We start from the raw sequence: 23,214 nt of genomic DNA, 5'->3' as shown, positions 1-23,214 counted from the left end.
GAGAGCCGGCGGGCGGGCGGTCCCGGCGATCGTCAGCAGCCCTGGCCGGTGGTGAAGACCTTCTCGACCGTGGTGGCGACGCCGGCGGTCAGCGCGCTCGCCGTCCCGCCGGTGACCTCGACGAGCAGGGCGCCGGTGCCCCCGACGGTCTCCCAGCCCTGGACGCCGCCGGTGCCGGTCACCGCCTTACCGGCCGGGTACGCCGCCTGGACGTCGGCGAGGGGCGCGCCCGGCGCCACCCCGTCCGTGGTCGTCGCCTGGGCCGCGGTGACCCTGATCTGGACCAGCTTGCCCTGGGCGAAGAGCAGCGCGGGCGAGAGGTACCGGCCGGGCCCGGTGGCGGTGGCGCAGCCGTTGCCGGTGTCCGACGCCGAGTCGATCAGGCCGTCCGCGATCGTCTCCTCCTGGGTCGCGCCGATCTCGTACGGTCCGAAACCGTCCGCGCTGATCTGAAGATGGGCGACGAAGCCGCTGGCCTGCTGCTCGCCGGGGGTGATCGGATCGGTCGGCTTCGGGTTGTCGACGGTCGGCGGCATGTCGAGCGACTCGGTCGGCGCCGGGCTCGCGCTCTGCGGAGCGGCGGCCGGCGGCGTCTCGTCGTCGCTGCAGCCGGCCACCCCGGTCAACGCGAGTGCGGCGATCAGGATCACCAGAGGACTACGCCTCATGTCTATGGCCTCCCCGTGGGCATGGAACGGCCGCCGGAGACCGTTCGGCGGCCCCTCGGCGGCTAGCGTGGACAACCTAGAAGAGCCCCAGACGATCAATCGGAGGCATCCGCGGTGGCTGATGATCTCACGCTGACCGTGACCTTGCGGCCCGCTGCCCTCGATGCCCGGCGCGGCATCGTACGCCTGCACCCCGAGGTGATGGCCGCACTGGCATTGAACCCCGGTGATCCGGTCCGGTTGTCCGGCAACCGGACCACGGCGGGCCTGGTGGCCAGGGCCGAGGCCACGGCGAGCCGCGCGCTGCTCTACGCCGACGACCTGACCCTCGGCAACCTGGGGATGCGGGACGGCGGGCAGGTCACGGTCACCCCGATCCCGGTGGTCGAGGCGCGCCGGGTGACGCTGACCGGGCCGCCCGAGATCGTCGCGGTGGTCTCCCCGGAGATGCTGCGGCTGGCCCTGCTCGGCAAGGTGATCAGCCCCGGCGACGACGTGTCGCTGCTCCCCCAGGACGTGCTCCCGCAGGCCGCCAGCCGGTCGCTGGTCGAGGCCGCCCGCCGGAGCCTGGCCAACCGGGTGGGGTACGCCTGGACCAGCACCCTGCTGACCGCCGGCGAGGTGGAGGGTGGCCCCGCCGTGCTGGTGACGATGGACACGGTGGTCGGCTGGCAGGACGGCCCGTCGGCCGCGCCCGGTGGCGCCCCGGCGGCGCCCGCCCGGCCCGAGGCGCCCGCCTCCACCGATCCGGAGGTGCCGCCGTCCAGCCTGGACGACCTGCCCGGGCTCCGCGCCCAGGCCAAGGAGCTGGAGGAGTTGCTCGACCTCGGCTTCCACCACCGCGAGGTGCTGACCCGGCTGGGCACCAGGGTCACCCTCGGGGTGCTGATCGCGGGGCCCGCCGGTTCCGGGAAGTCCGCGCTGGTCCGGGCGGTCGCCGCGGCGGTGGGTGCGACCGTACGCCCGGTCTGGGGCCCGGAGCTGGCGGCGCTCACGAACAGCGCGGCCGCCGCCCGGCTGCGCGAGCTGACCGCCGGGGTACGCACCGGCGGGCCGGCCGTCCTGCTGATCTCCGACGTCGAGGCGCTCGCCCCGCGGGAGGAGCCCGGCCCGATCTCCACGGTGTTCCGGCAGCTGCTCGCCGAGACGGTGGCCGCCGGCGCCGCGGTGATCTGCACGACCAGCAGGCCGGAGTCGGTGGACCCGGCACTGCGGGCGCCGGACCTGCTCGCGGTGCAGCTCACCGTGCCGCTGCCGGACACCGCGATGCGCCGCGAGCAGCTCACCGTGCTCACCCGGGGTATGCCGCTCGCCGACGACGTCCGCCTGGACGACGTGGCCGCGCGTACCCCGGGCTTCGTCGCCGCCGACCTGGGCGCGCTCGCCCGAGAGGCGGGTGTCCGGGCCGCCCTGCGCCACGTCGGCACCACCACCCGCGACACGGACCGGGAGGACGGCGCCGGGCCGGTGGTGACCATGGCGGACTTCGAGGCGGCACTGGACGTGGTCCGCCCCACCTCGATGGCCGAGTCCACCCTGGAGGTCGCCACGGTGACCCTGGACGACGTCGGCGACCTGGCCGAGGTCAAGGAGACGCTCACCGAGTCCGTCCTCTGGCCGCTGACCTATCCGGACACCTTCGCCCGGCTCGGCGTCTCACCCCCGCGCGGCGTTCTGCTGTACGGCCCTCCCGGCTGCGGAAAGACCTACCTGGTCAAGGCCATCGCCGGTACGGGTAAGGCGAACGTGCTCTCGGTGAAGGGCGCCGAGCTGCTCAGCAAGTGGGTGGGTGACAGCGAACGGGCGGTCCGCGAGCTGTTCCGCCGGGCCCGGGAGGCCGCGCCGACCCTGGTCTTCCTGGACGAGGTGGACGCGCTGGCGCCGACCCGGGGTCAGGCCACCGACGGCGGTACGACCGACCGGGTGGTGGCCGCCCTGCTCACCGAGCTTGACGGGGTGGAGGACCTGCGCAACGTGGTGGTGATCGGCGCGACCAACCGGCCGGACCTGATCGACCCGGCGCTGCTGCGGCCCGGCCGGTTGGAACGGCTGGTCTACGTGCCGCCGCCGGACGCCGAGGCGCGGACCGCGATCCTGCGCGCCGCGTCGAAATCGGTGCCGCTGGACGAGTCGGTCGACCTGGACGCGCTCGGTGCGGCGCTGGACGGGTTCTCCGCGGCGGACTGCGCGGCCCTGATCCGGGAGTCCGCCCTGGCCGCCATGCGTGACTCACTGGAGGCGTCGAAGGTCACCGCCGAGAACGTGGCCACCGCCCGGTCCCGCGTACGGGCCTCGCTCGACCCCGAGCAGGTCGCCTGGCTCGCGGCGTACGCGAAGAATCGCGAAGCCTGAGGGGAGCGGCGAGCGGAACCGAGACGGGTCCGAAGCCGTCGGCGACGGGTGCGGAACCGGGCCGAAGCCGTCGGCGGCGGGTGCGGAACCGGGCCGGAGCTATCGGCGCCGGGTGCGGGCCCGGGCCGAACGGAGGCGGCGCAGGCGGCCGACCAGGACCGGGTCGCGCTCGAGGGCGGCCGGATTGTCGAGCAGCGTGTTGAGCAGCTGGTAGTAGCGGGTCGAGGAGAGGCCGAAGGAGTCCCGGATGGCCTGCTCCTTGGCGCCGGCGTGCCTCCACCACTTGGCCTCGAACGTGAGGATCTGCTCCTCCCGCTCGCTCAGCCCGGCCACCGGCTCCGGCTCGCCGTCGAGCACGGGCTCCGTCTCGCCGTCGAACGCCGGCGTGGGCTCCGTCTCGCCGTCGAACGCCGGCGTGGGCTCCGCGAGGTCGGTCTCTCCGGGCGGGCGCTGCGTGGGGATGTGCTGCAACTCCTCGACCGGCTGGTCTTCGGCGGGCTGCATGGGCGCTCCCTGCGGGCGAGAGGGATCGGCGGAGGGATGGATCCGCACAGGTGTACGAGGGGATCACCAGCATAGACGCCGCTCGCGATCCCCGCCGAACGCTACCTCACGTGATGTCTCGTCTACGCATCGTCCACATAGCAACACCCGTGGCGACGACCGCGACGCCGGCGAGCATCAGGCCGGAGGTCTGCCAGGTCATCACGAACTGGGCCGGCTCGCACCCCGAACTGGCCGAATAGTCGCAGCTCGCGTAGTCCTTCAGCGTGAAGTCCTGGTACATCCACGCCCACAGCCAGTAGGGGGCCATGTACACACCGGGGAACTGCAGCTCGGCGACGGTGGCCACCACGAACGCGCCCACCTGCAGCGCGCCGAGGCCGATCAGCGCGCCCAGCGCCATCGCGGTGTGCCGGCCGATCGAGGCCAGCGTGAACCCGAGCAGCCCGGAGACCAGCACCACCGCCAGCCCGCGCAGCCCGGTCAGCCCGAACGACCGCCACACGCCGGGCGTCATCCCGTCGGTCGAGCCGTGCGTCTCGGCGATCAACCGGAACGCCCCGGTCCAGAGCGCCGCGAGCAGCAGGGTCAGCCCGGTCAGCCAGAACAGGAAGACGACCAGCTTGGAGCCGAGCACCCGGATCCGCTGCGGGCGCCAGAGCAGCAGGTTCATCATCGCGCCGCTGCTCCACTCGGCCCCGGCGAACGACGCTCCGATCAGGAACGCCACCGCCGCCAGGATCGCCGCGAACGTGGTGATCATGTTGCCGAACTGGGACCGCAGGTCGAAGGTCGGCGGCATGTACCAGGTGTAGTCGAAGTCCTCGGGCTGCGGGATGTAGTAGGTGTCACAGTCGGTGCCGCCCTCGGTGACGCACTTCTGCTTCTCCGCGGTGACCGACGCGACCGATTCCTGATAGTCCCGCCCGGCCTGTGCTCTGGCCGCGGTGACCTGGGCCGGGGTGACCTTCTCGTTGCTCAGGAAGATCGAGACCGCCACCACCGCCAGCAGCGCCAGCGCGCCGGCGACCAGCAGCTTGGTGAAGCGCCGCTTGACGAGGCGACGGGACTCCGCGCGTACCAGGCTCATTTGCCCCACCCGTCCACCGGCCGGCTCCGGCCATCCACCGGGGCGCTCCCGGTCAGCGTCAGGAAGACGTCCTCCAGATCCGCGGCGACCGGGGTCAGCTCGCTCACGTAGATCTGCTTCTCGGCCAGCAGCTTGGTGACCTGGGCCGGGTTGCCGGCGTTGCCGACCACGAAATGGTCGGCCTCGAGCGTCACCTGGGCGCCGGCGTTCCGCAGGATCTCCGCGGCGCCGAGCATGTCGACGCCGGGCTCGAGACGCACCTTGACCGCCGTCGACGAATGCTGCGAGAGCACCTCGGTGACCGACCCGGCGGCCACCCGCCGACCGGCCGCGATGATCGTCACCGAGTCGCAGATCAGCTGGATCTCGCCGAGGATGTGGCTGGAGAGCAGCACGGTCATCCCGGACGCGGAGAGATCGCGCATCAACGTCCGCATCTCCCGGATGCCACCCGGGTCGAGGCCGTTCGCCGGCTCGTCCAGTATCAGCAGCTTCGGCTCCTTGAGCAGCGCCGAGGCGACCGCGAGACGCTGCTTCATGCCGAGCGAGTACGTCTTCACCCGCTCCCTGCTCCGGTCCCGCAGGCCGACCAGCTCGAGGACGGCCGGCACCCGGACCCGTTTCACCCCACCGGCATCGGCCAGCAGGGAGAGCGTGTCCCGCGCGGTGAAGTTGCCGAAGAACTGCGGACTCTCCACGATGGCGCCCACCTCGCGGGCCACGGCGGGAAGATGACGCGGCACCTCACGACCGAGAATCATCATGCGTCCCGCGTTCGGGCGGATCAGCCCGAGCAGGGTGCGCAGCGTGGTGGTCTTCCCCGAGCCGTTCGGCCCCAGGAACCCGTGCACCTGGCCGGACGTGACCTCCATGTCGAAGCCGTCCAGCGCGTTTCGGACACCTTTGCGGCCGCGATAGGTCTTCCGCAGCCCTGATATCTCGAGTACGGCGGTCATCGCCGCACCCTAAGTGATCAACACCGATATGGCAGCCCTTGATCATGCAGTCTTAAGGAACACCGCAGGCCGGCCCGCTCTTACCCGACCGGCCCGCTCTGCTTGACCGACCCGCCCTTGCTTGACCGACCGCTCTGCTTGACCGACCCGCCCTTGCTTGACCGGCCGCTCTGCTTGACCGGCCCGCCCTTGCTTGACCGGCCCGCTCCGTTCAGGCGCAGATGACGTCCACGCCGGCTTCGCGGAACGCGCTGACCACCGGGGCCGGGGCGCCGGAGTCGGTCACCAGGGTCTCGATCTGGCTGATCGGGCAGATCCGGGCGAACGCGTGGCCGCCCAGCTTCGACGAGTCGGCGATCACCACGACACGCTTGGCGCGGGCCACCATCAGGCTGTTCATCGCGGCCTCGCCCTCGTGGTGGGAGGCCGCGCCCAGCTCCACGTCGAGCGCGTCGACGCCGAGCAGGACGATGTCGAGCGTCACCTCCTTCAGCAGGGCGCCGCCGAGCGGGCCGACCACCTCGAAGGACTGCGGGCGCACCACGCCACCGGCGACCACGATCTTCATCCGGGAGCGGACCAGCAACTCGTTCGCGATGTTGAGCGCGTTCGTGACCACGGTGAGCTGAGCGCCGTCGCCACTGACATTCAGATCCGGGCGTACGGCGAGAGCCCGGGCCACCTCGGTGACCGTGGTGCCGCCATTGAGGCCGACGACCGTACCGGGGGTGACCAGACGTGCCGCCGCCTCGCCGATCCGCTGCTTCTCCGCCGAGTGCTTGGCGCTCTTGTACCGGAGCGGGAGGTCGTAGGAGACTCCGTTGGCGACCGCACCACCCCGGGTACGGGTGATCATCTGCTGCTGGGCGAGCTGGTCGAAGTCACGGCGGATGGTGGCCTGGGAGACGTCCAGCCGTTCGGCTGCCTCCTCGACCGACACCCGGCCACTCTCCGTGAGCAGCTCGAGCAGGGCATTCCAGCGCGCGTACCGGTCCACCCGACACTCTCCGATGCACGATCTATGACAAGTGTGTGCACATTAGTGCTCGAAACGCCAGAAAGCAAAGCAACCCGATGCGCAAAGGCCCCCCGATAGGCAGCACTACGTGCCACGACGCGGCTCGGAAACTTGCCGCCACCCCGAGGTTCCAAGCACAATGACGCGCGAAAGACCCGGGAACCGAGCTTGAATGCGCAGCAACAACCGGTGAGGATGAGCCATGACGCACGTCAAAGCGGAGATCGCCAGTCAGCCGGAATGCTGGCGCCTGGCCGCCAAACTCGCCGACTCGCCGGGGCTCCCGGTCCGGGGTGAGCGCGTCGCCGTGGTCGGCTGCGGCACCTCCTGGTTCATGGCCAAGTCGTACGCGGTGCTGCGCGAACAGGCCGGTCACGGCGAGACGGACGCCTTCCAGGCCTCGGACTTCCCGTACGGGCGGCGCTACGACCGGCTGGTCGCGATCACCCGTTCCGGCACCACCACCGAGGTCCTCGACGTGATGCGCGAGGCCGGCGAGCACACCCCGGTGACCGTGGTGACCGCCGACCCCGCCCAGCCCGCCGTCGACCTGGCCCGGCACGCCATCGTGCTGGACTTCGCCGACGAGAGGTCGGTGGTGCAGACCCGCTTCGCCACCAGCACGCTCGCGCTGCTCCGGGCACACCTGGGCGCCGACATCGACACCGCCGCGATGGACGCCGAGGTCGCGGTCCGGCTGCCGCTGCCGGTGCACCCGGCGCTGGTCGAGCAGATCACCTTCCTGGGCCGCGGCTGGACCGTCGGCCTGGCCGAGGAGGCCGCTCTGAAGTGCCGGGAGACCGCCGGGTTCTGGACCGAGGCGTACCCCGCGATGGACTACCGGCACGGACCGATCTCGATCGCCGGCCCGCGCCGGGTGGTCTGGGCCTTCGGCGACGTGCCGGCCGGTCTCGCCGACGAGGTGGAGGCCCGCGGCGCCGCGTTCGTGCACAGCCGCCACCACGGCGGGTACGCGAGCCTCGGCCGCTGGGTCGGTGGCCGGGCGCCGCTCGACCCGCTCGCCGACCTGGTGCTGGCGCAGCGCGTGGCCGTCCTGCTCGCCACCACGCAAGGCATGGACCCGGACAATCCGCGCGGCCTGACCCGCTCGGTCGTACTGCCCGAGACGCCGTAACGGCCGTGGAGCACGTCGTCGTGGCCCTGGACGTGGGCGGCACCGGCATGAAGTGCGCCCTGGTCCACCCGGACGGCACCGTCCGGCACGAGGAGCGCCACCCGACCCGGGCCGACCGCGGTCCCGGGGCGGTCACCGAGAACATCCTCGCCGTCGCCGAGGGCCTGACCGAGAAGGCCCGCACCGAGGGGCTCACCCCGATCGCCGTCGGCATCGGCGTCCCCGGCCTGGTCGACGAGGCCGCCGGGGTCGCGGTCTGGTCCGCGAACATCGGCTTCCGTGACGTACCCCTGCGCGAGTTGGCCACCCAGCGTCTGGGCCTGCCCGTCGCGCTCGGCCACGACATGCGGGCCGCCGCGCTCGCCGAAGCCCGCCTCGGCGCCGGCCGCAGCCGCAGCCACGTGCTCTTCGTGGGCATCGGCACCGGCATCGCGGGCGGCCTGATCGTGGACGGCACCGGGTACGCGGGCGCCCACGGCGCGGCCGGCGAGCTGGGCCACCTGGTGGTCCGCCCCGGCGGCACGGAGTGCGGCTGCGGCCTGCGCGGCTGCCTGGAGGCCGAGGCGTCGGCGAAGGCGGTCGGCCGCCGCTACGCGAACCTGTCCGGCGAGCCCGGCGCGACCGCGTTCGACGTGGCCACCCGCGCCGCCGCCGGCGAGGAACTGGCCGGCCAGGTCTGGCAGGAGGCCGTCGAGGCCCTCGCCGACGGCCTGCTCGCGGCTCAGGCCCTCTACGACGTCCACGCGATCGTCCTCGGCGGCGGCCTGGCCGAGGCCGGCGAACACTTGATCGGCCCCGTCCGCCGCGCCCTCGAACGCCGCGTCACGTTCCACCGCACCCCCGAGATCATCCGCGCCGAACTGGGAGACACCGCAGGATGCCGCGGCGCCGCCCTGCTCGCCCTGGACACCCTGAAAGCCGCCGCCTCTCCCATCGCCGCCAGCTCTCCCAGCTCTCCCAGCAGCCCCGGCTCTCCCAGCAGCCCCGGCTCTCCCAGCAGCCCCGGCTCTCCCGGCACCGCTGGCGTTCCCAGCCCCGGCGGCTCTCCCGGCACGATGCTGTGACCGGCAGCTCTGTTCCCCGCAGCGCCGTAGCCGCCGTGTCCCCCGCCGCCGTGTCCCCCACCGCCGTGCCCCCCGCCGCCGTGCCCCCCACCGCGGTGGCCCCCGCCGCAGTGAGCCGTGGCGTCGCGACCCGCGTATCCGGGCGCATCGTCACCCCCGACGGAGTGATCACTGGACACCTCGACTCCGACGGCGCCCTGATCACCGCGATCGTCCCCGACGACGCCGCCGGCACCGACGTGATCATCCCCGGCTTCGTCGACCTGCACTGCCACGGCGGTGGCGGCCACACCTTCACCACGGGTGACCCGTCGGCCGCCCGTGACGCCGCCGCCTTCCACCTGTCCCACGGCACCACCACCCTCCTGGCCAGTCTCGTCAGCTCCCCTTTCGATCTGATGCGCTCCGCCACCGAGGCCTACAGACCGCTGGTCACCGAGGGCGTCCTGGCCGGCATCCACTTCGAGGGCCCGTACCTCTCCGAGATCCGCTGCGGTGCCCAGAACCCGGCCTTCCTCCGTCCCCCGTCGATGACCGAACTGACCGAGTTGGTCAAGACCGGCGAGGGCAGCGTCCGCATGGTGACGATCGCCCCCGAGCTCCCCGGCGCGCTGGAGGCCATCACCTACCTCCACGACGCCGGCGTCCTCGCCGCCGTAGGTCACACCGACGCCTCCTACGACCAGACCCACGCCGGTGTGGCGGCCGGCGCGAGCGTCGCCACTCACCTCTTCAACGGCATGCGCCCTCCCCACCACCGCGAACCCGGCCCGGTCATCGGTCTCCTCTCCTCCACCGCCACGGTCGAGCTGATCGCCGACAACATCCACCTCCACCCCGGCATGCTCGCCTTCGCCGCCGGAACCGCCAGCCCGTCCCGCGCCGTCCTCGTCACCGACGCCATGGACGCCACCGGAATGCCCGACGGTATCTACGACCTCGGCGGCCAGGAGGTCCTCGTCGCCGACCGGGTAGCCCGCCTCACCCGGGACGGCTCCATCGCCGGCAGCACCCTCACCATGGACGCGGCCCTCCGCAACGCGATCGCCGCCGGCATCTCCCTCCCCGACGCGGTAGTCATGTCATCGACGACCCCGGCCCGCCTGCTCGGGCTGGCCGACCGGGGAGCGCTGACGCTCGGCCTACGCGCCGACGTCCTCGTCCTCACCGAGAACCTGCGGCTCAAACGGATCCTCCACTCCCGCTGATCACACCCGGTGGCTCCTCTCGACCGAGGTTGCAAGAAGACAGTCCCTCTCGACCGGCTCAGGCGGCTGTCGTGAGTCAGGCCACCTGGAGGTGCTGGCCCGCGGCCGGATGAAGGTACGGAACTCCTGTCGGGGCAGGGCCGGTGTCGCCGAGGAACCCGGTGACCATGGCGCGGCCGGTGGCGTTGAGGGCGCCGTCGTGGATGGCGATCGTGCGGGCGGGTTTGACCTCGCGCACCCAATCGATCAGGTCACTGATCCGGGACCACGGCGCGTGGACCGGGAGCAGCAGCACCTGGACCGGAGTGCCCGGCACGGTCAGGGCGTCGCCGGGGTGGAAGACCTCGTCGTCGATGGAGAAGCCGATGTTCCGCATGCGGGGGATGTCGGCGTGCAGGGTGGCGTGCCACTGCCCGTGGACGCTGACGTCGAAGCCGTTGGCGGTGAAGGAGTCGCCCTCGCCGACCACGTGCACACGAGCGCTGTCGCCGTCGAAGACCTCCGCGACCGCGGCGTTCGTCCACACCTCCAGAGCGGGATTCGCGGCGAGGGCGGCCACGAGCTTCGCTCCGCTGAAGTGGTCGAAGTGCTCGTGGGTGATCAGCACCGCGTCAGCCCCGGCGAAGGCGTCCTCGGGCGTCAGCCCGCCCGGGTCGACGACCAGGCGCCGACCATCCTTCTCCAGCACCACGCAGGCGTGCCCGAACTTGATCAGATCCATGACGGCCCCTCCAGATATACAACGAAGCTGTACATGGCGAACTGTACAACAGTGCTGTACAGTTCGCCATGTGAGGCCGAGGACAGATCCCGCGAGGGAAGCAGGAGAACGAGAAGCGGCAGCCAGAACAGCCGACGTCGACCTAGCCGGTCGGCCGCGCCGGGCCTTCGGTGAGATCGACATCCGGCTGACCGGGCACTCGGGTCAGGCCGGAGCCGACCTCGCCGAGGAGTTACGGCAGGCGATCGGCCGGTTCGTCCGCACCACGCGTGCCCACGCCGACACCCTGCCGGCGGCCCAGGCCGAGACACTCGGACATCTCGACCGGGACGGGGCACAGACCATCGCCGAGCTGGCCAACAGGAGGGGGGTGAAGCACCAGAGCATGAGCCGGACCGTCGGCGAACTCGAGGCTCTCGCCTTCGTCAGCCGTGCACCGAATCCCGCCGACGGGCGCGGATTCGTCATCACCCTCACGGATGGCGGGGCGGAGGCCTTGGCAACCGACCGGGCTTCCCGTCGCGACTGGGTGGCCGACGCCATCGCTACCCGGCTCACCCCCGACGAGCAGCGTCTCCTGACCGCAGTCCCGGACCTGCTCAACCGCCTGTCCGCACCGGCGGAATCCCACCCCTGACCGTGTCCGGCACCAGAGCAGGCCGGGGGAGAGAGTTCCAGCACCAAGAGCCGCGGAGGCAAGCTCCGGGCAGGGGCAGGGGCAGGGGCAGGGCGGGCAGGGGCAGGGGCAGGGGCGCGCACGGGCGTTAAGAGAGCCCGCGGGGCGGCGGCGTCAGAGTCCCGCGGGGCGGGACCAACCGGCGAGGGGCGGCAAGGGGATGCGGTCCCAGGGGATGCGCTGGAGCAGACGGGCCAGGAAGGCGCCGAGCAGCAGGCCCGCGACCGAGTCGGTGAGCCAGTGGAAGCCGGTGTAGACCGTGGTCACGAAGACGACGGCGACAGGGAGGACGCGGATGGCGAAGAACTCCCACCGGGTCAGGGTTCGGCGGAGGAGGGCTGCGGCCAGGATCGCGAAGACGGCGTACCAGACCAGGGAGTTGCCCATGTGGCCGGAGGGGTAGCTGCGGCTTTCGACACCGGAGGCGACCGGGTTGAACATCTCGGTCTTGAAGGGGCCCTGATAGCGGGGGGCGGCTCGATCGAAGTAGAGCTTCATCGGGCCGATGGTCAGGTACGTCACGACGTAGGCGGCGATGAAAGGGAGGAGGGCACGCGCTGAGCGGGTGCGGTAGGCCAGGAGCGCCGTCAGGATCACGGCGACCGGGGTGAGGACCTGGCCGCCCTGACCGAGGTAGTTGAAGACGCGGGCGGTCCAGTACGGGACGGCGGGCTGGTGCGCGAATGCCCAATCGGCCACCCGCTGGTCGAGCGTCAGCAGGTGGCCGTTGACGAGCGCCGCGGTGAGCGCCGCGAAGGCCGCGAGCAGGAGGGCGTCGGGCCACCACGAGAGGGTGCGGCGGGGCGTGATCGTCACTGGCACACCCCAAACCTAGACACGCCCTCAAAACTGGAGGTCAGCGGCCAGCCGCGATGACCACCCGACTGCCGGGCACCCCCCACGTGCGGACGAACAGCGGCGGGGACACGGCGCGCAGACGGACGAACGGCGGGCGGCTGGCGGCTGGCGGCTGGCGGCTGGCGGCTGGCGGCACGGACGGGTACACGCGGCGGACAGGCGGCGCGGCAGACGGGTGGACGTGGCCAACAGGCGGGCACGGCGGACAGGCGGGCACGGCGGACAGGCGCGGTTAGAGGTAGGCGGACAGCTTGGTGGCGAGGAGGTCGCCGCGGACACCCGAGTTGGGGCAGCCGCCGAAGTGGTGCAGGGCGACCACCTTGTTCGTGGCGCGAGACAGGACCGGGGAACCGGATGAACCGCCCGCCGTGTCGCAGTAGTACGAGACGTCGGAGCGGGCCGCGTACCCCGTGTAGTCGGGGTTGTCGACGGCACAGTTGGCGGCCTTCTCGCCCTTGGCGCCCGCGATCCGGGTGGGCTCGCCGGCCGGGTGCTGCGGCACGTACAGCTCCTGGCCCTTGCGCGGGCGGGCGGTGTCCAGGGTGAGGTAGCCGAACTGCTCGATCGAGTCGAAGCCGTCGACGGTGAACAGGGTGTAGTCGAGCACGTGGTCGGTGGAGAGCACCTGTTCGCCCCAGACCTTCGTCGGCTTGAAGACGTCGTAACCGCCGCACTGGGCGCACTGGTAGTTGAACCAGACCTCGGTGTCGTACGCCTCCTCCGAGGTGGTCAGGCAGTGGTTGTTGGTGAGCAGCCGGTTCTTCGGGCCGACCCGCCAGCCGGTGCAGAGCTCGGTGCCGTTGATCAGGAGCCGGGCGATCGCCTTGGACTTGGTGTACGCGACCGGGTCCGCCGACTTGTAGCAGACCGCGTCGGTGGAGGTGTCCGCGCCGCAGACCGACTCCTCGCGGCCGTTACGCCCGGGCGGTAGCGGCTGTGACTCGGGCACGTCGGCCTGCTCGGTCCGGCTGTACCCGCGGGCCACCCGGTCCACCTTCACGCCGAGGCCGCCCAGCAGGTTCGCGACGCCGAGCGGGTTCACGGCCCGGTGCACCTCGACGACCGCGGTGTCCCCGGTGATCGACATCGCCCATTTGTCGGCGTTTCCGGTCTCGGTGGCCTTCGGGGCGTTGTACCGGTAGGACTCGGTCCCGGCCGGGTTCGAAACGGTCACGTAGTCGCCGGGCAGCATGGCGAACCGGGCGAAGTGCACCTTGACGTACGAGGCCCCGGGATAGACGAGCCTCTCGCGCCGCGGCCCGGCGAGGTACCCGAGCAGCTTGCCGACGTTGCGCACCTCCCCGACCTGCTGCCGGCTGGACGGCGCCGCGGCGGACTCGAGCTCCCGAACCGTCGGATCATCCGGCGCGAGAATCGTAGGCCCCGGCCGGTAATCACCCGACATATCCGAAATATCATCCCCAGAGCCAACACTGGGAGCAACAACACCGGGAGAGACAGCACCGGGAGAGACAGCGCCGGGAACGGACGGCACGGAAGCGGACGGCCCGGCGGAGGAGAGCGCGGCGACAGGCGTACGGGACACCGCGGCCGGCGGCTCGTGCCACGTGCCGAATCTCTGCGGCGTACCCGAGTCACCCCGAACCGCCACCGCCCCGGCCACCCCGGCCAGAGCCAGGGCGACGCACGCTCCGACGACGATGCCTGTCCTACGTCGCATGCCACTCCCGTACGTCGTTGGCGGTTACGCACGTGTGTAACGAGCCACGTACGGACGCGACGCGGGAGCCGGACCGGGCACACTGGGGCCGTGCGCATCACGTCCGCTCTCATCGACCCCGCGCTCCTGGACCTGCCGTGGCACGTGCCGCTCGAGGAGTGGCCGGCCGACCACCTGGTCGCGCTCCCGCAGGGCATCTCGCGGCACATCGTCCGGTTCGTCAAACTCAACGACGTCGTCTACGCGATGAAGGAGACCCGCGAGCGCATCGCGGAGAAGGAGTACGACCTGCTCCGCGCCCTGGAACGGATCGATTTCCCGGCCGTCCAGGCGATCGCGATAGCCACCGACCGGCAGACCCCCGAGGGCGAGCCGCTGGAGACCGTCCTGGTCACCCGGCATCTGCAGTTCTCGCTCCCGTATCGTGCGATCTTCTCCCGGGTGCTGCGCCCGGAGACCATGAACCGGCTGCTCGACGCGCTCGCCGCGCTGATCGTGCGGATGCACCTGACCGGGTTCTCCTGGGGCGACTGCTCGCTCTCCAACACGCTCTTCCGCCGGGACGCGGGCGCCTTCGCGGCCTACCTGGTGGACGCCGAGACCGGGAACCTCTATCCGAAGCTCTCCGAGGGCCAGCGCAGCGAGGACATCGAGATCCTCCGGCTGAACATCTTCGGCGAGTGCCTCGACCTGCAGGCCGCCGAGCTGCTGCACGAGTCGATCGACCCGGAGAAGGTGGTCGACGACATCGTGGCCCGCTACGAGCGGCTGTGGCACGAGGTCACGTACGAGCAGGAGGTGGCGAAGGACGCCCGGCACCACATCGAGCGGCGGATCCGGCGGCTCAACGAGATGGGCTTCGACGTCGCCGAGGTCTCCATGTCCACCATGGACGGCGGTTATCGGGTACGCCCGAAGGTCGTCGACGCCGGGTACCACACCCGCCGGCTGATGCGGCTGACCGGGCTGGACGCCGAGGAGAACCAGGCCCGGCAGCTCCTCAACGACCTCGACACGTACCGGGCGGAGAGCGCGCTCACCGACGAGCAGCAGGCCGCGCACCGGTGGCTGACCGAGGTGTTCGAGCCGGTGGTCCGGGCCGTACCCGCGAACCTGCGCCGGAAGCTGGAGCCGCAGGAGATCTTCTCGCAGATCATCCAGCACAAGTGGCTGCTCTCCGAGCGGGCCGGCAAGGACGTCGGGATGGCCCCGGCCGTGCAGTCCTACCTGACGGACGTGCTGGTCAACAAGCCCGACGAGCAGGCCGTGCTCGGCGTCGACCCGGAGGACCTGGACAGCGCGCTGATCTAGAGAAAGATGATCGGGAAGGGATGATCCAGAAAGGATGATCTAGAGCTCGACGAGGGCGCGCAGGCCGCTGCGCCGGGCCACGACCAGCAGTTGGTCGCCCCGGCTCAGCACCCGGCGCGGGTCCGGGCGCCAGTCGATCCACGACTGCCCGCGCGCGGTCAGGCCGATCACCCGGACCCGTCCCGGCTGATCGGCCTCCTCCAGCACGGCACCGTCCAAACCGGACCCGGGTTCGACGGTGACGGTGGCGACCAGCAGGGCACGCCGGTCGACCGGGAGCGTCGCGTGCACGTCGCGCTCCATCAGCGCCGCGGCGAAGACCGGGGCGCAGAGCCGGGAGACGCTGCGCGACGTGTTGATCCGGAACGCGGTCTCCACCCGCTGGGCGAAGTCGTCGTCGAAGAGCCGCAGCACCACCCGCAGGTCCTGCCGGGCGGCGCGGGCGTGCAGCGCGGCCTGCAGGTTGACCGAGTCGTCGGTGGAGAGCACGACCAGCGCCTGGCAGGTGGCGATCGAGGCGCCCTGCAGGGTCTCCTCCAGCGCGGCGTCGCCGACGATCACCGGGATGCCCCGGCGCCGCGCCGATTCCACCCCCCGGGCGTCCGCGTGCCGGTCGATCGCGACCACCCGTACCCCGAGGTCGTGAAGTTGGCGGAGAACCTGGGTGCCGACGTTGCCGAGGCCGACCAGCACGACATGGTCGCGCAGCGCACCGGCGATCCGGCCCCGGCTCAGCGCCAGCCGGGCGTTGACCATGCCGTCCACCACGGCCGCGGTGATCAGCGGCAGCAACGCGAGACCCGCCATGGTGAGCAGCAGCTGGGCGGCCTGCGCGATCGGGTTCCGGCCGACCTCCACATCGGACGATCCGACGGCGGTCAGCAGGGTGATGTAGATCGACTCCCAGAGCGAGTGGTCCGTACCGTCGTAGGTGGTCAGGACCGCTCCGGCCAGAACCGTGGTGATCAGGGTGATCAGCACCGCCAGGCCGAGCTTGCGGTTGAGCGCGGCCCGCAACGCCCGGCCCGCGGCGAGCAGCGGCCGGCGGCGGCGTCCGGTGCGGGCCAGCAGGCGGCGGGTCACGTCCTCGCTCGCCGGGCGGCCGACCGCCTCGGCGAGCACCAGGTCGCCGCTCTCGCGCATACCGGAGTCGGCCGGCAGGACCTCCTTGCCGGAGGTCAGGGTCAAGACCACGTGCCGGTCCAGCACATCGCCACGTTCCGCGACATATAACGTACGGCCACCGCTCCGGAAATGCGTCGGGGCGACCTCACCCAGCGCCGCCGCCACGAAGGCCGGCGCCGCCATCTGGGCGTCGGAGAGCACCGCGCAGTCCGGGAAGAGCTGGGCCACGCTGCCGCCCAGTCCGGTGTTGAACATCCGCACCACGACCCGCAGGTCCTGCTCGACCTCCCGGGCGCGGAGAGCGGCGTGCAGGTTGACCATGTCGTCCGGCATGACCAGGGCGAGTGCGGCGGCGCCGTCCAGACCGGCCTCCCGGAACGCCTTCTCGTCGAGACGGTCCGCCCTGCGCCACTCGACCCCGCTCTCCAGCAGTACGCCCATGTCCGGCACGTCGGGCCGCATGTGGTGCGGGGTGATCACGGTCAGCCGGATCCGGTGGCGGGAATTCGCCAGTTCTTCGGCGAGGGTCCAGACCAGGGCGTCCGAGCCACAAAGGACCAGGTGGGGACGGGTGTCGGCATCGTGATCGACATTGTCTGACGGTGGCGCGCTCACGTTCGCAGATCGTAGTCAGCCCGGAACCGTCGTACGGGGCCGCTCGTTGCCCCATCCGACACGATTCGTCCGAGTTGGTGGGATTCGGGCGAACCAATCGTCCGAAGTGGTCTGGAGAATTCAGTGCGTAAGTTGTGGTATGCCGGAGCCGGCGTGGTCGCGGGTGGGCTTCTCGTCTTCGGGGCGGTGCCCGCTCAGGCCGACGCTCTGCCTACCCCGAACCTTTCCGCGGAGTCCGGTCACCTGCTGGGGGAGGCTCTCTACGGCAACGCCGTTCCGGAGTCCTTCCGCGGCGGCGCGGCCCAGAACCCCCGTCCGGGTACCGGTGACGGGTACGGGGGCGGCAACAACGACAGTGACCTCGAACCGCACGACATCGACCTGGACGACATCGATCTGGACGACGATGACTTCCACGGCGGCCGGGGCAACGGAACCAAGAACCACGGCCAGAAGGGCGGTCATCTGCCGGGCGCCGACGTGCTCGGAAGCGTGCCCGGCAGCGGGTCCGGAAGCGGGTCCGGCCGGCCGGGCGCGGGTGGCCTGACCGGCGGCCTCGGACAGGCCGGCGGCCTCGCCGGTGGTCTCGGCAGCCTCGGGAGCCTCGCCGCCCTCGGGCACGGCGGCGGTCTCGGCAGCCTCGGCGGCCTCGGGCACGGCGGTGGCCTCGGCCAGGCCGGTGGGCTCGGACAGGCCGGTGGCCTCGGGCAGGCCGGCGGGCTCGGGCACACCGTGCCGTTCGGCGCGCTCCCGCTGAACGGGCTCGCGGGGCACGGTGCGTCCTCCTGCGGCCACTGCGGTTCGTCGTACGGCCACCGCACCCCGTCCTACGGCCACGGCGTCCCGTCATACGGCCTCCCCGGCCACGGCCTGCCGTCCTACGGCCTCCCCCGGCACGGCTCGTCGTCCTGCGGCCACTGCGGCTCGACGCGGATCACGGCGTCGCACTCGGTCCGGCTCAGCCAGGGGCGACACGGGCTCGGCGTGCTCAACTGCGGTCTCCCGCTGGTCAGCGGCATGCTGCCGAACGGCCGCGCGGCCAACGCGGGCTTCAGCGAGGAGAGCGCCCGCCTGGAGAGCACCAGTGTCGGTGACGACGCCAACACCCTGGCCCTCACCGGCCTTCCGGAGGACCTCCTCAGCGACGAGTCCGACCTCACCGGCATGCCGATCGGCGGCAGCCCGGTCGACCTCGCCGACCTGACCGCGACCACGCCGCAGCCGGCCACCTCGGCCTCGACTCCGGCCGCGACTCCGGCCACCGTCGAGCCGACGGCGTCCGCGTCGGCCGCGCCGGTCGCGCCGCAGGCCTCGGCGTACCAGCACACCGCCCCGCGCCCGGCCGGTCCGTCCGCTTCCGCCTCGGCCGCGCCGTCGGCCGACGCGGTGGCGCCGAGCACCTCGGCTCTTCCGGTCCCGGCCGCGAAGATCGACGACCCGCGCCTGCTCGAGGAGCCGACCGAGGGCCTCGTCGCCGGCAAGTAGCCGAAACCGCGACAGGCAAGCCCGCGAACAAGGTGAGACGCGGGTAGCCGGCAAGACGGAAAGGGCCGGGGCGCACTGCGTCCCGGCCCTTCCGCCGTGTTCGACCGCGGTTATGCCTGGCTGCGGTCGCCCTGAACCGCCCAGTCGTCCAGCAGGTCCCAGCTGAGCAGGGTGAACGTCGTCTCCTCCAGCGCTCCGGCCGACCGGTAGGTGGCGAGCGCCGCGGCGTTGTCGACCTCGGTCGCCACCCACATGCCGTAGCAGCCGTTGCGGCGGGCCAGTGCGGCCAACGCGGTGACCAGCGCCGTCCCGATCCCCTGCAACCGGGCCGTCGGCGTCACCCCGAGCTCGTAGACCAGCATCTCAGTCCCCTTGTCGGGGTGGGTGGTCTCGACTCCGGAGATCATCCCGACCGGCCGGTCCGCCTCGTCGTACGCGAACAGCAGGTGGTGTGTCGGGTCCGTGAGGAAGCGGTGGGTGGCCTCGGCGATCGGCGGCGCGTCGAAGAGATCGGCCCCCCGATGCACCTCGTCCGGGTCGGTTATGCGTTCGATCCGCATGCCGACACGATAGCGCCAGTGCTCCCCATCGGTAGCATTGCGGCCGGTCAGCAGCGTCGATGGGGGCGAGCGGTGGGGGACGACGGCATACCAGGGAACCAGTACTCCGAGCCGGTCGACCCGTGGGCCGAGGCCGAGGCCGCCGGGAACGAGCCGTGGCGTCAGGCGTGGACGACCCCGGCGCCGCCCCTGAGCGACCCCGCCATGCCAGTGGCTGGAAACGATCACGCGCAGTCTCACGCCGGCTCGTACCGGAAAAGGGTCCTGAGTGGAGTCACGCTCGCCGTCGTGACCGGCGTGGCCGCGACGGTGCTGCTCTGGCCCGGCGACCGGGCCCTCGACTTCCACGCCCTCGACGACCCCTCCACCTACCAGCCCGCGGTCCCGGTCGGTAGCGACTGGTCGGACGCCGAGGTGATCGGCGACCGGGCCTACTTCGCGACCAGCGACGACGGCGCGGTCGGCGTGGTCGCGGTCGACACCGAGAGCCGGAAGCAGCTCTGGCAGAGCACCGCCGCCGGCGTGGCCGATCGCTGGTCCGAGATGGTCGCTCTGCCCGGAGCCGTCGCCCTTCTGACCGAAACCGATTACACAACGAGCACGTGGCGCCTGGTCGTCCTGGATGGTGCGACCGGCACCAAGCGCTGGGACCGGCAGTTGGGCGGCACCGACGACGTCCGCTTCGGCGACGGGGTGGCCGTGGTGGTCGACCGGGTCGGCGGACGGCTGCTCGGGCTGCGGCTCACGGATGGTGGCCAGGCCTGGGAACAGCGCAACACCGACGGGGCGACCGGCAGCACGATCGTCCCGGTGACCACCCCGGCGGACCTGAACGGGCCGGCCCGGGTCTCCGGGCGCGCCTTCGCCCCGGCCCTCGACGACGACCGCCGGATCGTGCAGATCGCCGCCGACCGCTCGGCCCGGGTGGTCGACATGGTCACCGGCGAGGTCACCGCGGGCAGGCCCGAGGTCGGCTACACCACGGACGAGATGATCGCGCACGATGGCCGTCTGTTCGTGCAGGAGTCCAGTTCGGAGCGGCTGCTCGCCTACGACCTGGACGCCATGGGCGAGCCGGATGTGCTGCACACGGTGCCGTCGGGGAGCCAGGCCGATCAGCTGACGCCCTGCGGCGACGACCGGATCTGCTTCGTCGAGACCGCGGGGTACGACCGCGACAAGGCCGAGGTGGTGGCGATCGACGCGGTCGAACGGACCGAGGTGTGGCGGCGGGCGGTGCCCGGGGCGGAGGCGCTGGTGCCGGTCGGGGGCGCGGTGCTGGCGATCGGCGCGGAGTCGACCACGCTGCTCGGCGCCGACGGCGCGCCGGCCTGGGACGCGGAGCGGGGCGTCGCGGTCCGGCTGGACGCCGGGAACGTGCTGCGCTTCTCGGACACGCTGTCGACCTCGGTCGGCGACCGCACGCTGGTCGGCGCGCACGTCGGCGACGAGCCGGTGCAGATCGGGCTGCTCCGCGACGTCCGCAGCGGAACGTGCGCGTGGAACACCTCGGTGCTGGCCTGCGTAACCGAGAAAGGCCTGGTCATCCAGCAGTTCGCCGGGTGACCAGGCCTTCGGGGAACGTCAGGCGTCAGATCCGGACGCCGGTGCCGGCGTGGAAGACGTGCAGCGCACCGGTGTTCGGCTTGATGTAGACCGTCTCGCCCATGTGCGGCATGCTGCGGCGCTCGGTCCGGACCACGAAGCGCTCCGAGCCGGTCGCCAGGTCGGCGTGGCCGTAGACGTTCGCGTCCGAGCCCAGGTCCTCGACCAGGTCGACCTTGATCGGCAGCGCGCCGGCCGACTCGGAGACGACCTCCGCGGCCTCCGGCCGGAAGCCGACGGTGACCTTGCCGTCGCCGCCCTTGGCCGCCTCGACCTGCTCACGGGTGAGCGGGATGGTCAGCGAGCCGAAGGTGGCGCCCGCCTCGCTCAGCGGCACGGTCTTGATGTTCATGGCCGGGGAGCCCATGAAGCCGGCGACGAAGACGTTGCCGGGGGTGTCGTAGAGCGCCCGCGGGGTGTCGCACTGCTGCAGCTCACCGTCGAGCATGACGGCGACCCGGTGACCCATGGTCATGGCCTCGACCTGGTCGTGGGTGACGTACACGGTGGTGACGCCGAGCTTCGCCTGCAGGGTGGCGATCTGCGAACGGGTCTGCACACGCAGCTTCGCGTCGAGGTTCGACAGCGGCTCGTCCATGAGGAAGACCTGCGGCTGGCGGACGATCGCGCGGCCCATGGCGACACGCTGGCGCTGACCGCCGGAGAGCGCCTTCGGCTTGCGGGAGAGGTACTCCTCCAGCTGGAGCAGCGCCGCCGCTTCCTTGACGGCCTTGTCGATCTCCGCCTTCGGGGTCTTGCGCAGCTTCAGGGCGAACGCCATGTTCTCGTACACCGTCATGTGCGGGTAGAGCGCGTAGTTCTGGAACACCATCGCGATGTCCCGGGACTTCGGCGGCAGGTGCGTGACGTCCTTGTCGTTGATCAGGATGCGCCCGCGGTCGACGTCCTCCAGGCCGGCGAGCATGCGCAGGCTGGTGGACTTGCCACAACCGGAGGGGCCGACCAGGACGAGGAACTCGCCGTCGCCGATCTCGAGCTCGAGCTCGTTGACCGCGGGGCGCTCGGTACCCGGGTAGATCCGGGAGGCCTTCTCGTACGTGACGGTAGCCATGGTGAACCGACTTCCTTTCCACCGGCAGGAACGTGCCGGACGATCCGAGTAGAAGGAACTGCGGTCGCAACCGTATGCGGTTTTGCCTGACCTGCCAAGACATCGCTCACATGCCAGTTGTTGACAGGATCGTCAACAAGTTACGGCTATGAATCTTGACGTACGCCATCAGCACGGACGGACAGATCAACAAGATTGTCAACAATCGCCATAAGACGCCGAACACCGACAACCGCCGTGAGCTGCGGATTCGCGCCGCACACAGCCCACTCATATAACCCACGGTCAATTCATAGAGTCACCCACCTCTCCGTGGGCCGGGGAAATAAGTCCCTTTTGTCGGTCTTTTTATGGTGATAAGTCCGGCAGTGTGCCAAATTCTTGGCGCGGAAACGAATACCCGATCGCGAATACGCTCCCGAACCATTCGTTTCCCTACGCCAAGGAAGGTAGCCGTGAAAGGCACCCGAGCAAGGTCCATCCTGATCAGCACCGCCGCGGTGCTCTCCATGATCGGGGCGACCGCGACCATCAATGCGTACGCCGACGACACCGGCACCACCACCACGGAGGCGGCGACCGACACCACCCCGGCCATCGTCGAGGCGGCCGACGCGTTCCTCGCCACCCTCACCGACGACGAGGAGGCCGCGGTCCTCTTCGACTGGTCGAACACCGACCAGAAGACCAAGTGGTCCAACCTCCCGCAGGGCCTGTACACCCGGGACGGCCTGATGTGGGGCGACATGAGCACCGAGGCGCAGGACGCCTGGCTCGCGCTGATGCAGGCCACCCTCAGCGACGAGGGCTACGAGCAGGTCCGCGAGGAGTGGCGCGCGGACGACGAACTCGGCGACAGCGGCCCGTGCTGCTACGGCCAGGAGTACTACTGGGTCGCACTGATCGGCACCCCGTCCGAGACCGACCCGTGGCAGTGGCAGTGGGGCGGTCACCACGTGACGGTCAACGCCACCGTCGCAGGATCCGAGCTGGCGCTCTACCCGAGCTTCATCGGCGCCCAGCCGACCAGCTACGACGACGACGGCACCACGGTCGAACCGCTCGGCGACGTGTGGGACGCCGCCTTCGCGGTGGTCGACTCGCTGGACGACGCGCAGAAGTCCGAGGCCGTCATCGGCGACGAGTACATCGACCTGCTGTACGGCCCCGGCGAGGACGACAAGGAGCCGGTCTACGAGGGCGTGCCCGCCTCCGAGCTCACCGACGCGCAGAAGGATCTGCTACTCGCGCTGATCAGCGAGTACAGCGGGCTCGCCAACGACGAGGACGCCGCGACCCGGACCGCCGAGATCGAGGACACCCTCGACGAGACCTACTTCGCCTGGTCCGGCCCGACCACCGACACCGGTGACTCGTACTTCCGGGTCACCGGCCCGCGCGTGATCATCGAGTACTCGCCGCAGGCCATGGGTGGCGACGCGGCGAACCACATCCACGGCATCTACCGCGACCCGGCGAACGACTACGGGGCAGCGATCACCGGATGACA

The 23,214-nt window shown here is 71.2% G+C and carries 20 protein-coding genes; 9 read left to right on the top strand and 11 right to left on the bottom strand.

Annotation, left to right across the window (positions count from 1 at the left end; all coding sequences use genetic code 11):
* Positions 1-32: 32 nt before the first annotated feature.
* Entirely contained in the window at positions 33-668 is a 636-nt protein-coding gene (locus AB0M08_RS13785; protein WP_364492445.1) for a hypothetical protein, read from the bottom strand.
* 114 nt (positions 669-782) lie between these two features.
* Here AB0M08_RS13785 and AB0M08_RS13780 point away from each other — a divergent pair, with 114 nt between their 5' ends.
* The gene (locus AB0M08_RS13780) at positions 783-3,020 is read left to right on the top strand and encodes an AAA family ATPase (protein WP_364492444.1); all 2,238 of its coding nucleotides are present in this window, start codon (positions 783-785) and stop codon (positions 3,018-3,020) included.
* A 99-nt stretch (positions 3,021-3,119) separates the two neighbouring features.
* On the opposite strand, the gene AB0M08_RS13775 is transcribed toward AB0M08_RS13780, so the two are convergent.
* The 4 genes from AB0M08_RS13775 to AB0M08_RS13760 all read right to left on the bottom strand — a co-directional run bounded on the left by AB0M08_RS13775 (position 3,120) and on the right by AB0M08_RS13760 (position 6,567).
* Positions 3,120-3,524, bottom strand: coding sequence for a DUF3263 domain-containing protein (locus AB0M08_RS13775; RefSeq protein ID WP_364492443.1), 405 nt, complete (start codon positions 3,522-3,524; stop codon positions 3,120-3,122).
* 106 nt (positions 3,525-3,630) lie between these two features.
* A complete protein-coding gene (locus AB0M08_RS13770; protein WP_364492442.1) occupies positions 3,631-4,614 on the bottom strand; it encodes an ABC transporter permease in 984 nt (327 codons plus the stop codon).
* Entirely contained in the window at positions 4,611-5,570 is a 960-nt protein-coding gene (locus AB0M08_RS13765) for an ATP-binding cassette domain-containing protein (protein WP_364492441.1), read from the bottom strand. Before AB0M08_RS13765 ends, AB0M08_RS13770 begins: the two co-directional genes overlap by 4 nt.
* 211 nt (positions 5,571-5,781) lie before the next feature.
* Positions 5,782-6,567, bottom strand: coding sequence for a DeoR/GlpR family DNA-binding transcription regulator (locus tag AB0M08_RS13760; protein WP_364492440.1), 786 nt, complete (start codon positions 6,565-6,567; stop codon positions 5,782-5,784).
* Positions 6,568-6,790: 223 nt separating this feature from the next.
* On the opposite strand from AB0M08_RS13760, the gene AB0M08_RS13755 reads away from it, so the two are divergent.
* From AB0M08_RS13755 to nagA, 3 genes are all read left to right on the top strand, one after another.
* On the top strand, positions 6,791-7,723 hold the full coding sequence (locus AB0M08_RS13755) for a sugar isomerase (RefSeq protein WP_364492439.1): 933 nt from the start codon (positions 6,791-6,793) through the stop codon (positions 7,721-7,723).
* Positions 7,724-7,728: 5 nt separating this feature from the next.
* Positions 7,729-8,787 carry an ROK family protein gene (locus AB0M08_RS13750; protein ID WP_364492438.1) on the top strand — a complete coding sequence of 353 codons (1,059 nt, stop codon included), beginning with the start codon at positions 7,729-7,731 and terminating at the stop codon, positions 8,785-8,787.
* Between the two features lie 164 nt (positions 8,788-8,951).
* On the top strand, positions 8,952-9,995 hold the full coding sequence (gene nagA, locus AB0M08_RS13745; RefSeq protein ID WP_364492437.1) for an N-acetylglucosamine-6-phosphate deacetylase: 1,044 nt from the start codon (positions 8,952-8,954) through the stop codon (positions 9,993-9,995).
* 76 nt (positions 9,996-10,071) lie between these two features.
* On the opposite strand, the gene AB0M08_RS13740 is transcribed toward nagA, so the two are convergent.
* Positions 10,072-10,716 (bottom strand): MBL fold metallo-hydrolase, encoded by a 645-nt coding sequence (locus AB0M08_RS13740; protein ID WP_364492436.1) that lies wholly within the window; start codon positions 10,714-10,716, stop codon positions 10,072-10,074.
* 70 nt (positions 10,717-10,786) lie between these two features.
* On the opposite strand from AB0M08_RS13740, the gene AB0M08_RS13735 reads away from it, so the two are divergent.
* Positions 10,787-11,353 (top strand): MarR family transcriptional regulator, encoded by a 567-nt coding sequence (locus AB0M08_RS13735; RefSeq protein ID WP_364492435.1) that lies wholly within the window; start codon positions 10,787-10,789, stop codon positions 11,351-11,353.
* Between the two features lie 153 nt (positions 11,354-11,506).
* Here AB0M08_RS13735 and AB0M08_RS13730 read toward each other — a convergent pair whose 3' ends face one another.
* Positions 11,507-12,208 (bottom strand): phosphatase PAP2 family protein, encoded by a 702-nt coding sequence (locus AB0M08_RS13730; RefSeq protein WP_364492434.1) that lies wholly within the window; start codon positions 12,206-12,208, stop codon positions 11,507-11,509.
* A gap of 274 nt (positions 12,209-12,482) precedes the next feature.
* Positions 12,483-13,655: a serine protease gene (locus tag AB0M08_RS13725; protein ID WP_364492433.1), complete on the bottom strand. Its 1,173-nt coding sequence runs from the start codon at positions 13,653-13,655 to the stop codon at positions 12,483-12,485.
* Between the two features lie 366 nt (positions 13,656-14,021).
* Here AB0M08_RS13725 and AB0M08_RS13720 point away from each other — a divergent pair, with 366 nt between their 5' ends.
* Positions 14,022-15,242, top strand: a complete 1,221-nt coding sequence (locus AB0M08_RS13720) for a DUF4032 domain-containing protein (protein WP_364492432.1) — start codon at positions 14,022-14,024, stop codon at positions 15,240-15,242.
* Between the two features lie 39 nt (positions 15,243-15,281).
* Here AB0M08_RS13720 and AB0M08_RS13715 read toward each other — a convergent pair whose 3' ends face one another.
* Positions 15,282-16,982 (bottom strand): NAD-binding protein, encoded by a 1,701-nt coding sequence (locus AB0M08_RS13715; RefSeq protein ID WP_364492431.1) that lies wholly within the window; start codon positions 16,980-16,982, stop codon positions 15,282-15,284.
* A gap of 123 nt (positions 16,983-17,105) precedes the next feature.
* On the opposite strand from AB0M08_RS13715, the gene AB0M08_RS13710 reads away from it, so the two are divergent.
* Positions 17,106-18,467, top strand: coding sequence for a hypothetical protein (locus AB0M08_RS13710; RefSeq protein ID WP_364492430.1), 1,362 nt, complete (start codon positions 17,106-17,108; stop codon positions 18,465-18,467).
* A gap of 110 nt (positions 18,468-18,577) precedes the next feature.
* On the opposite strand, the gene AB0M08_RS13705 is transcribed toward AB0M08_RS13710, so the two are convergent.
* The gene (locus AB0M08_RS13705) at positions 18,578-19,027 is read right to left on the bottom strand and encodes a GNAT family N-acetyltransferase (protein WP_364492429.1); all 450 of its coding nucleotides are present in this window, start codon (positions 19,025-19,027) and stop codon (positions 18,578-18,580) included.
* A 288-nt stretch (positions 19,028-19,315) separates the two neighbouring features.
* Here AB0M08_RS13705 and AB0M08_RS13700 point away from each other — a divergent pair, with 288 nt between their 5' ends.
* Positions 19,316-20,593 carry a hypothetical protein gene (locus AB0M08_RS13700; protein ID WP_364492428.1) on the top strand — a complete coding sequence of 426 codons (1,278 nt, stop codon included), beginning with the start codon at positions 19,316-19,318 and terminating at the stop codon, positions 20,591-20,593.
* Positions 20,594-20,618: 25 nt separating this feature from the next.
* Here AB0M08_RS13700 and ugpC read toward each other — a convergent pair whose 3' ends face one another.
* A complete protein-coding gene (gene ugpC, locus AB0M08_RS13695; protein WP_364492427.1) occupies positions 20,619-21,704 on the bottom strand; it encodes a sn-glycerol-3-phosphate ABC transporter ATP-binding protein UgpC in 1,086 nt (361 codons plus the stop codon).
* Between the two features lie 455 nt (positions 21,705-22,159).
* On the opposite strand from ugpC, the gene AB0M08_RS13690 reads away from it, so the two are divergent.
* Entirely contained in the window at positions 22,160-23,212 is a 1,053-nt protein-coding gene (locus AB0M08_RS13690) for a DUF3500 domain-containing protein (protein ID WP_364492426.1), read from the top strand.
* The last annotated feature ends 2 nt before the right edge of the window (positions 23,213-23,214 follow it).

The organism is Actinoplanes sp. NPDC051851, from assembly GCF_040681165.1.
GTDB lineage: Bacteria > Actinomycetota > Actinomycetes > Mycobacteriales > Micromonosporaceae > Actinoplanes.
The sequence above is the reverse complement of the archived record's forward strand: the minus strand, read 5'-3'. Positions and strand labels throughout refer to the sequence as shown.

Excerpts from the sequence above, each read along its gene's own strand:
- AB0M08_RS13785 (WP_364492445.1), bottom strand. The coding sequence starts at position 668 with ATGAGGCGTAGTCCTCTGGTGATCCTGATCGCCGCACTCGCGTTGACC.
- AB0M08_RS13775 (WP_364492443.1), bottom strand. The coding sequence starts at position 3,524 with ATGCAGCCCGCCGAAGACCAGCCGGTCGAGGAGTTGCAGCACATCCCC.
- AB0M08_RS13770 (WP_364492442.1), bottom strand. The coding sequence starts at position 4,614 with ATGAGCCTGGTACGCGCGGAGTCCCGTCGCCTCGTCAAGCGGCGCTTC.
- AB0M08_RS13765 (WP_364492441.1), bottom strand. The coding sequence starts at position 5,570 with ATGACCGCCGTACTCGAGATATCAGGGCTGCGGAAGACCTATCGCGGC.
- AB0M08_RS13755 (WP_364492439.1), top strand. The coding sequence starts at position 6,791 with ATGACGCACGTCAAAGCGGAGATCGCCAGTCAGCCGGAATGCTGGCGC.
- AB0M08_RS13740 (WP_364492436.1), bottom strand. The coding sequence starts at position 10,716 with ATGGATCTGATCAAGTTCGGGCACGCCTGCGTGGTGCTGGAGAAGGAT.
- AB0M08_RS13725 (WP_364492433.1), bottom strand. The coding sequence starts at position 13,655 with ATGTCGGGTGATTACCGGCCGGGGCCTACGATTCTCGCGCCGGATGAT.
- AB0M08_RS13705 (WP_364492429.1), bottom strand. The coding sequence starts at position 19,027 with ATGCGGATCGAACGCATAACCGACCCGGACGAGGTGCATCGGGGGGCC.
- ugpC (WP_364492427.1), bottom strand. The coding sequence starts at position 21,704 with ATGGCTACCGTCACGTACGAGAAGGCCTCCCGGATCTACCCGGGTACC.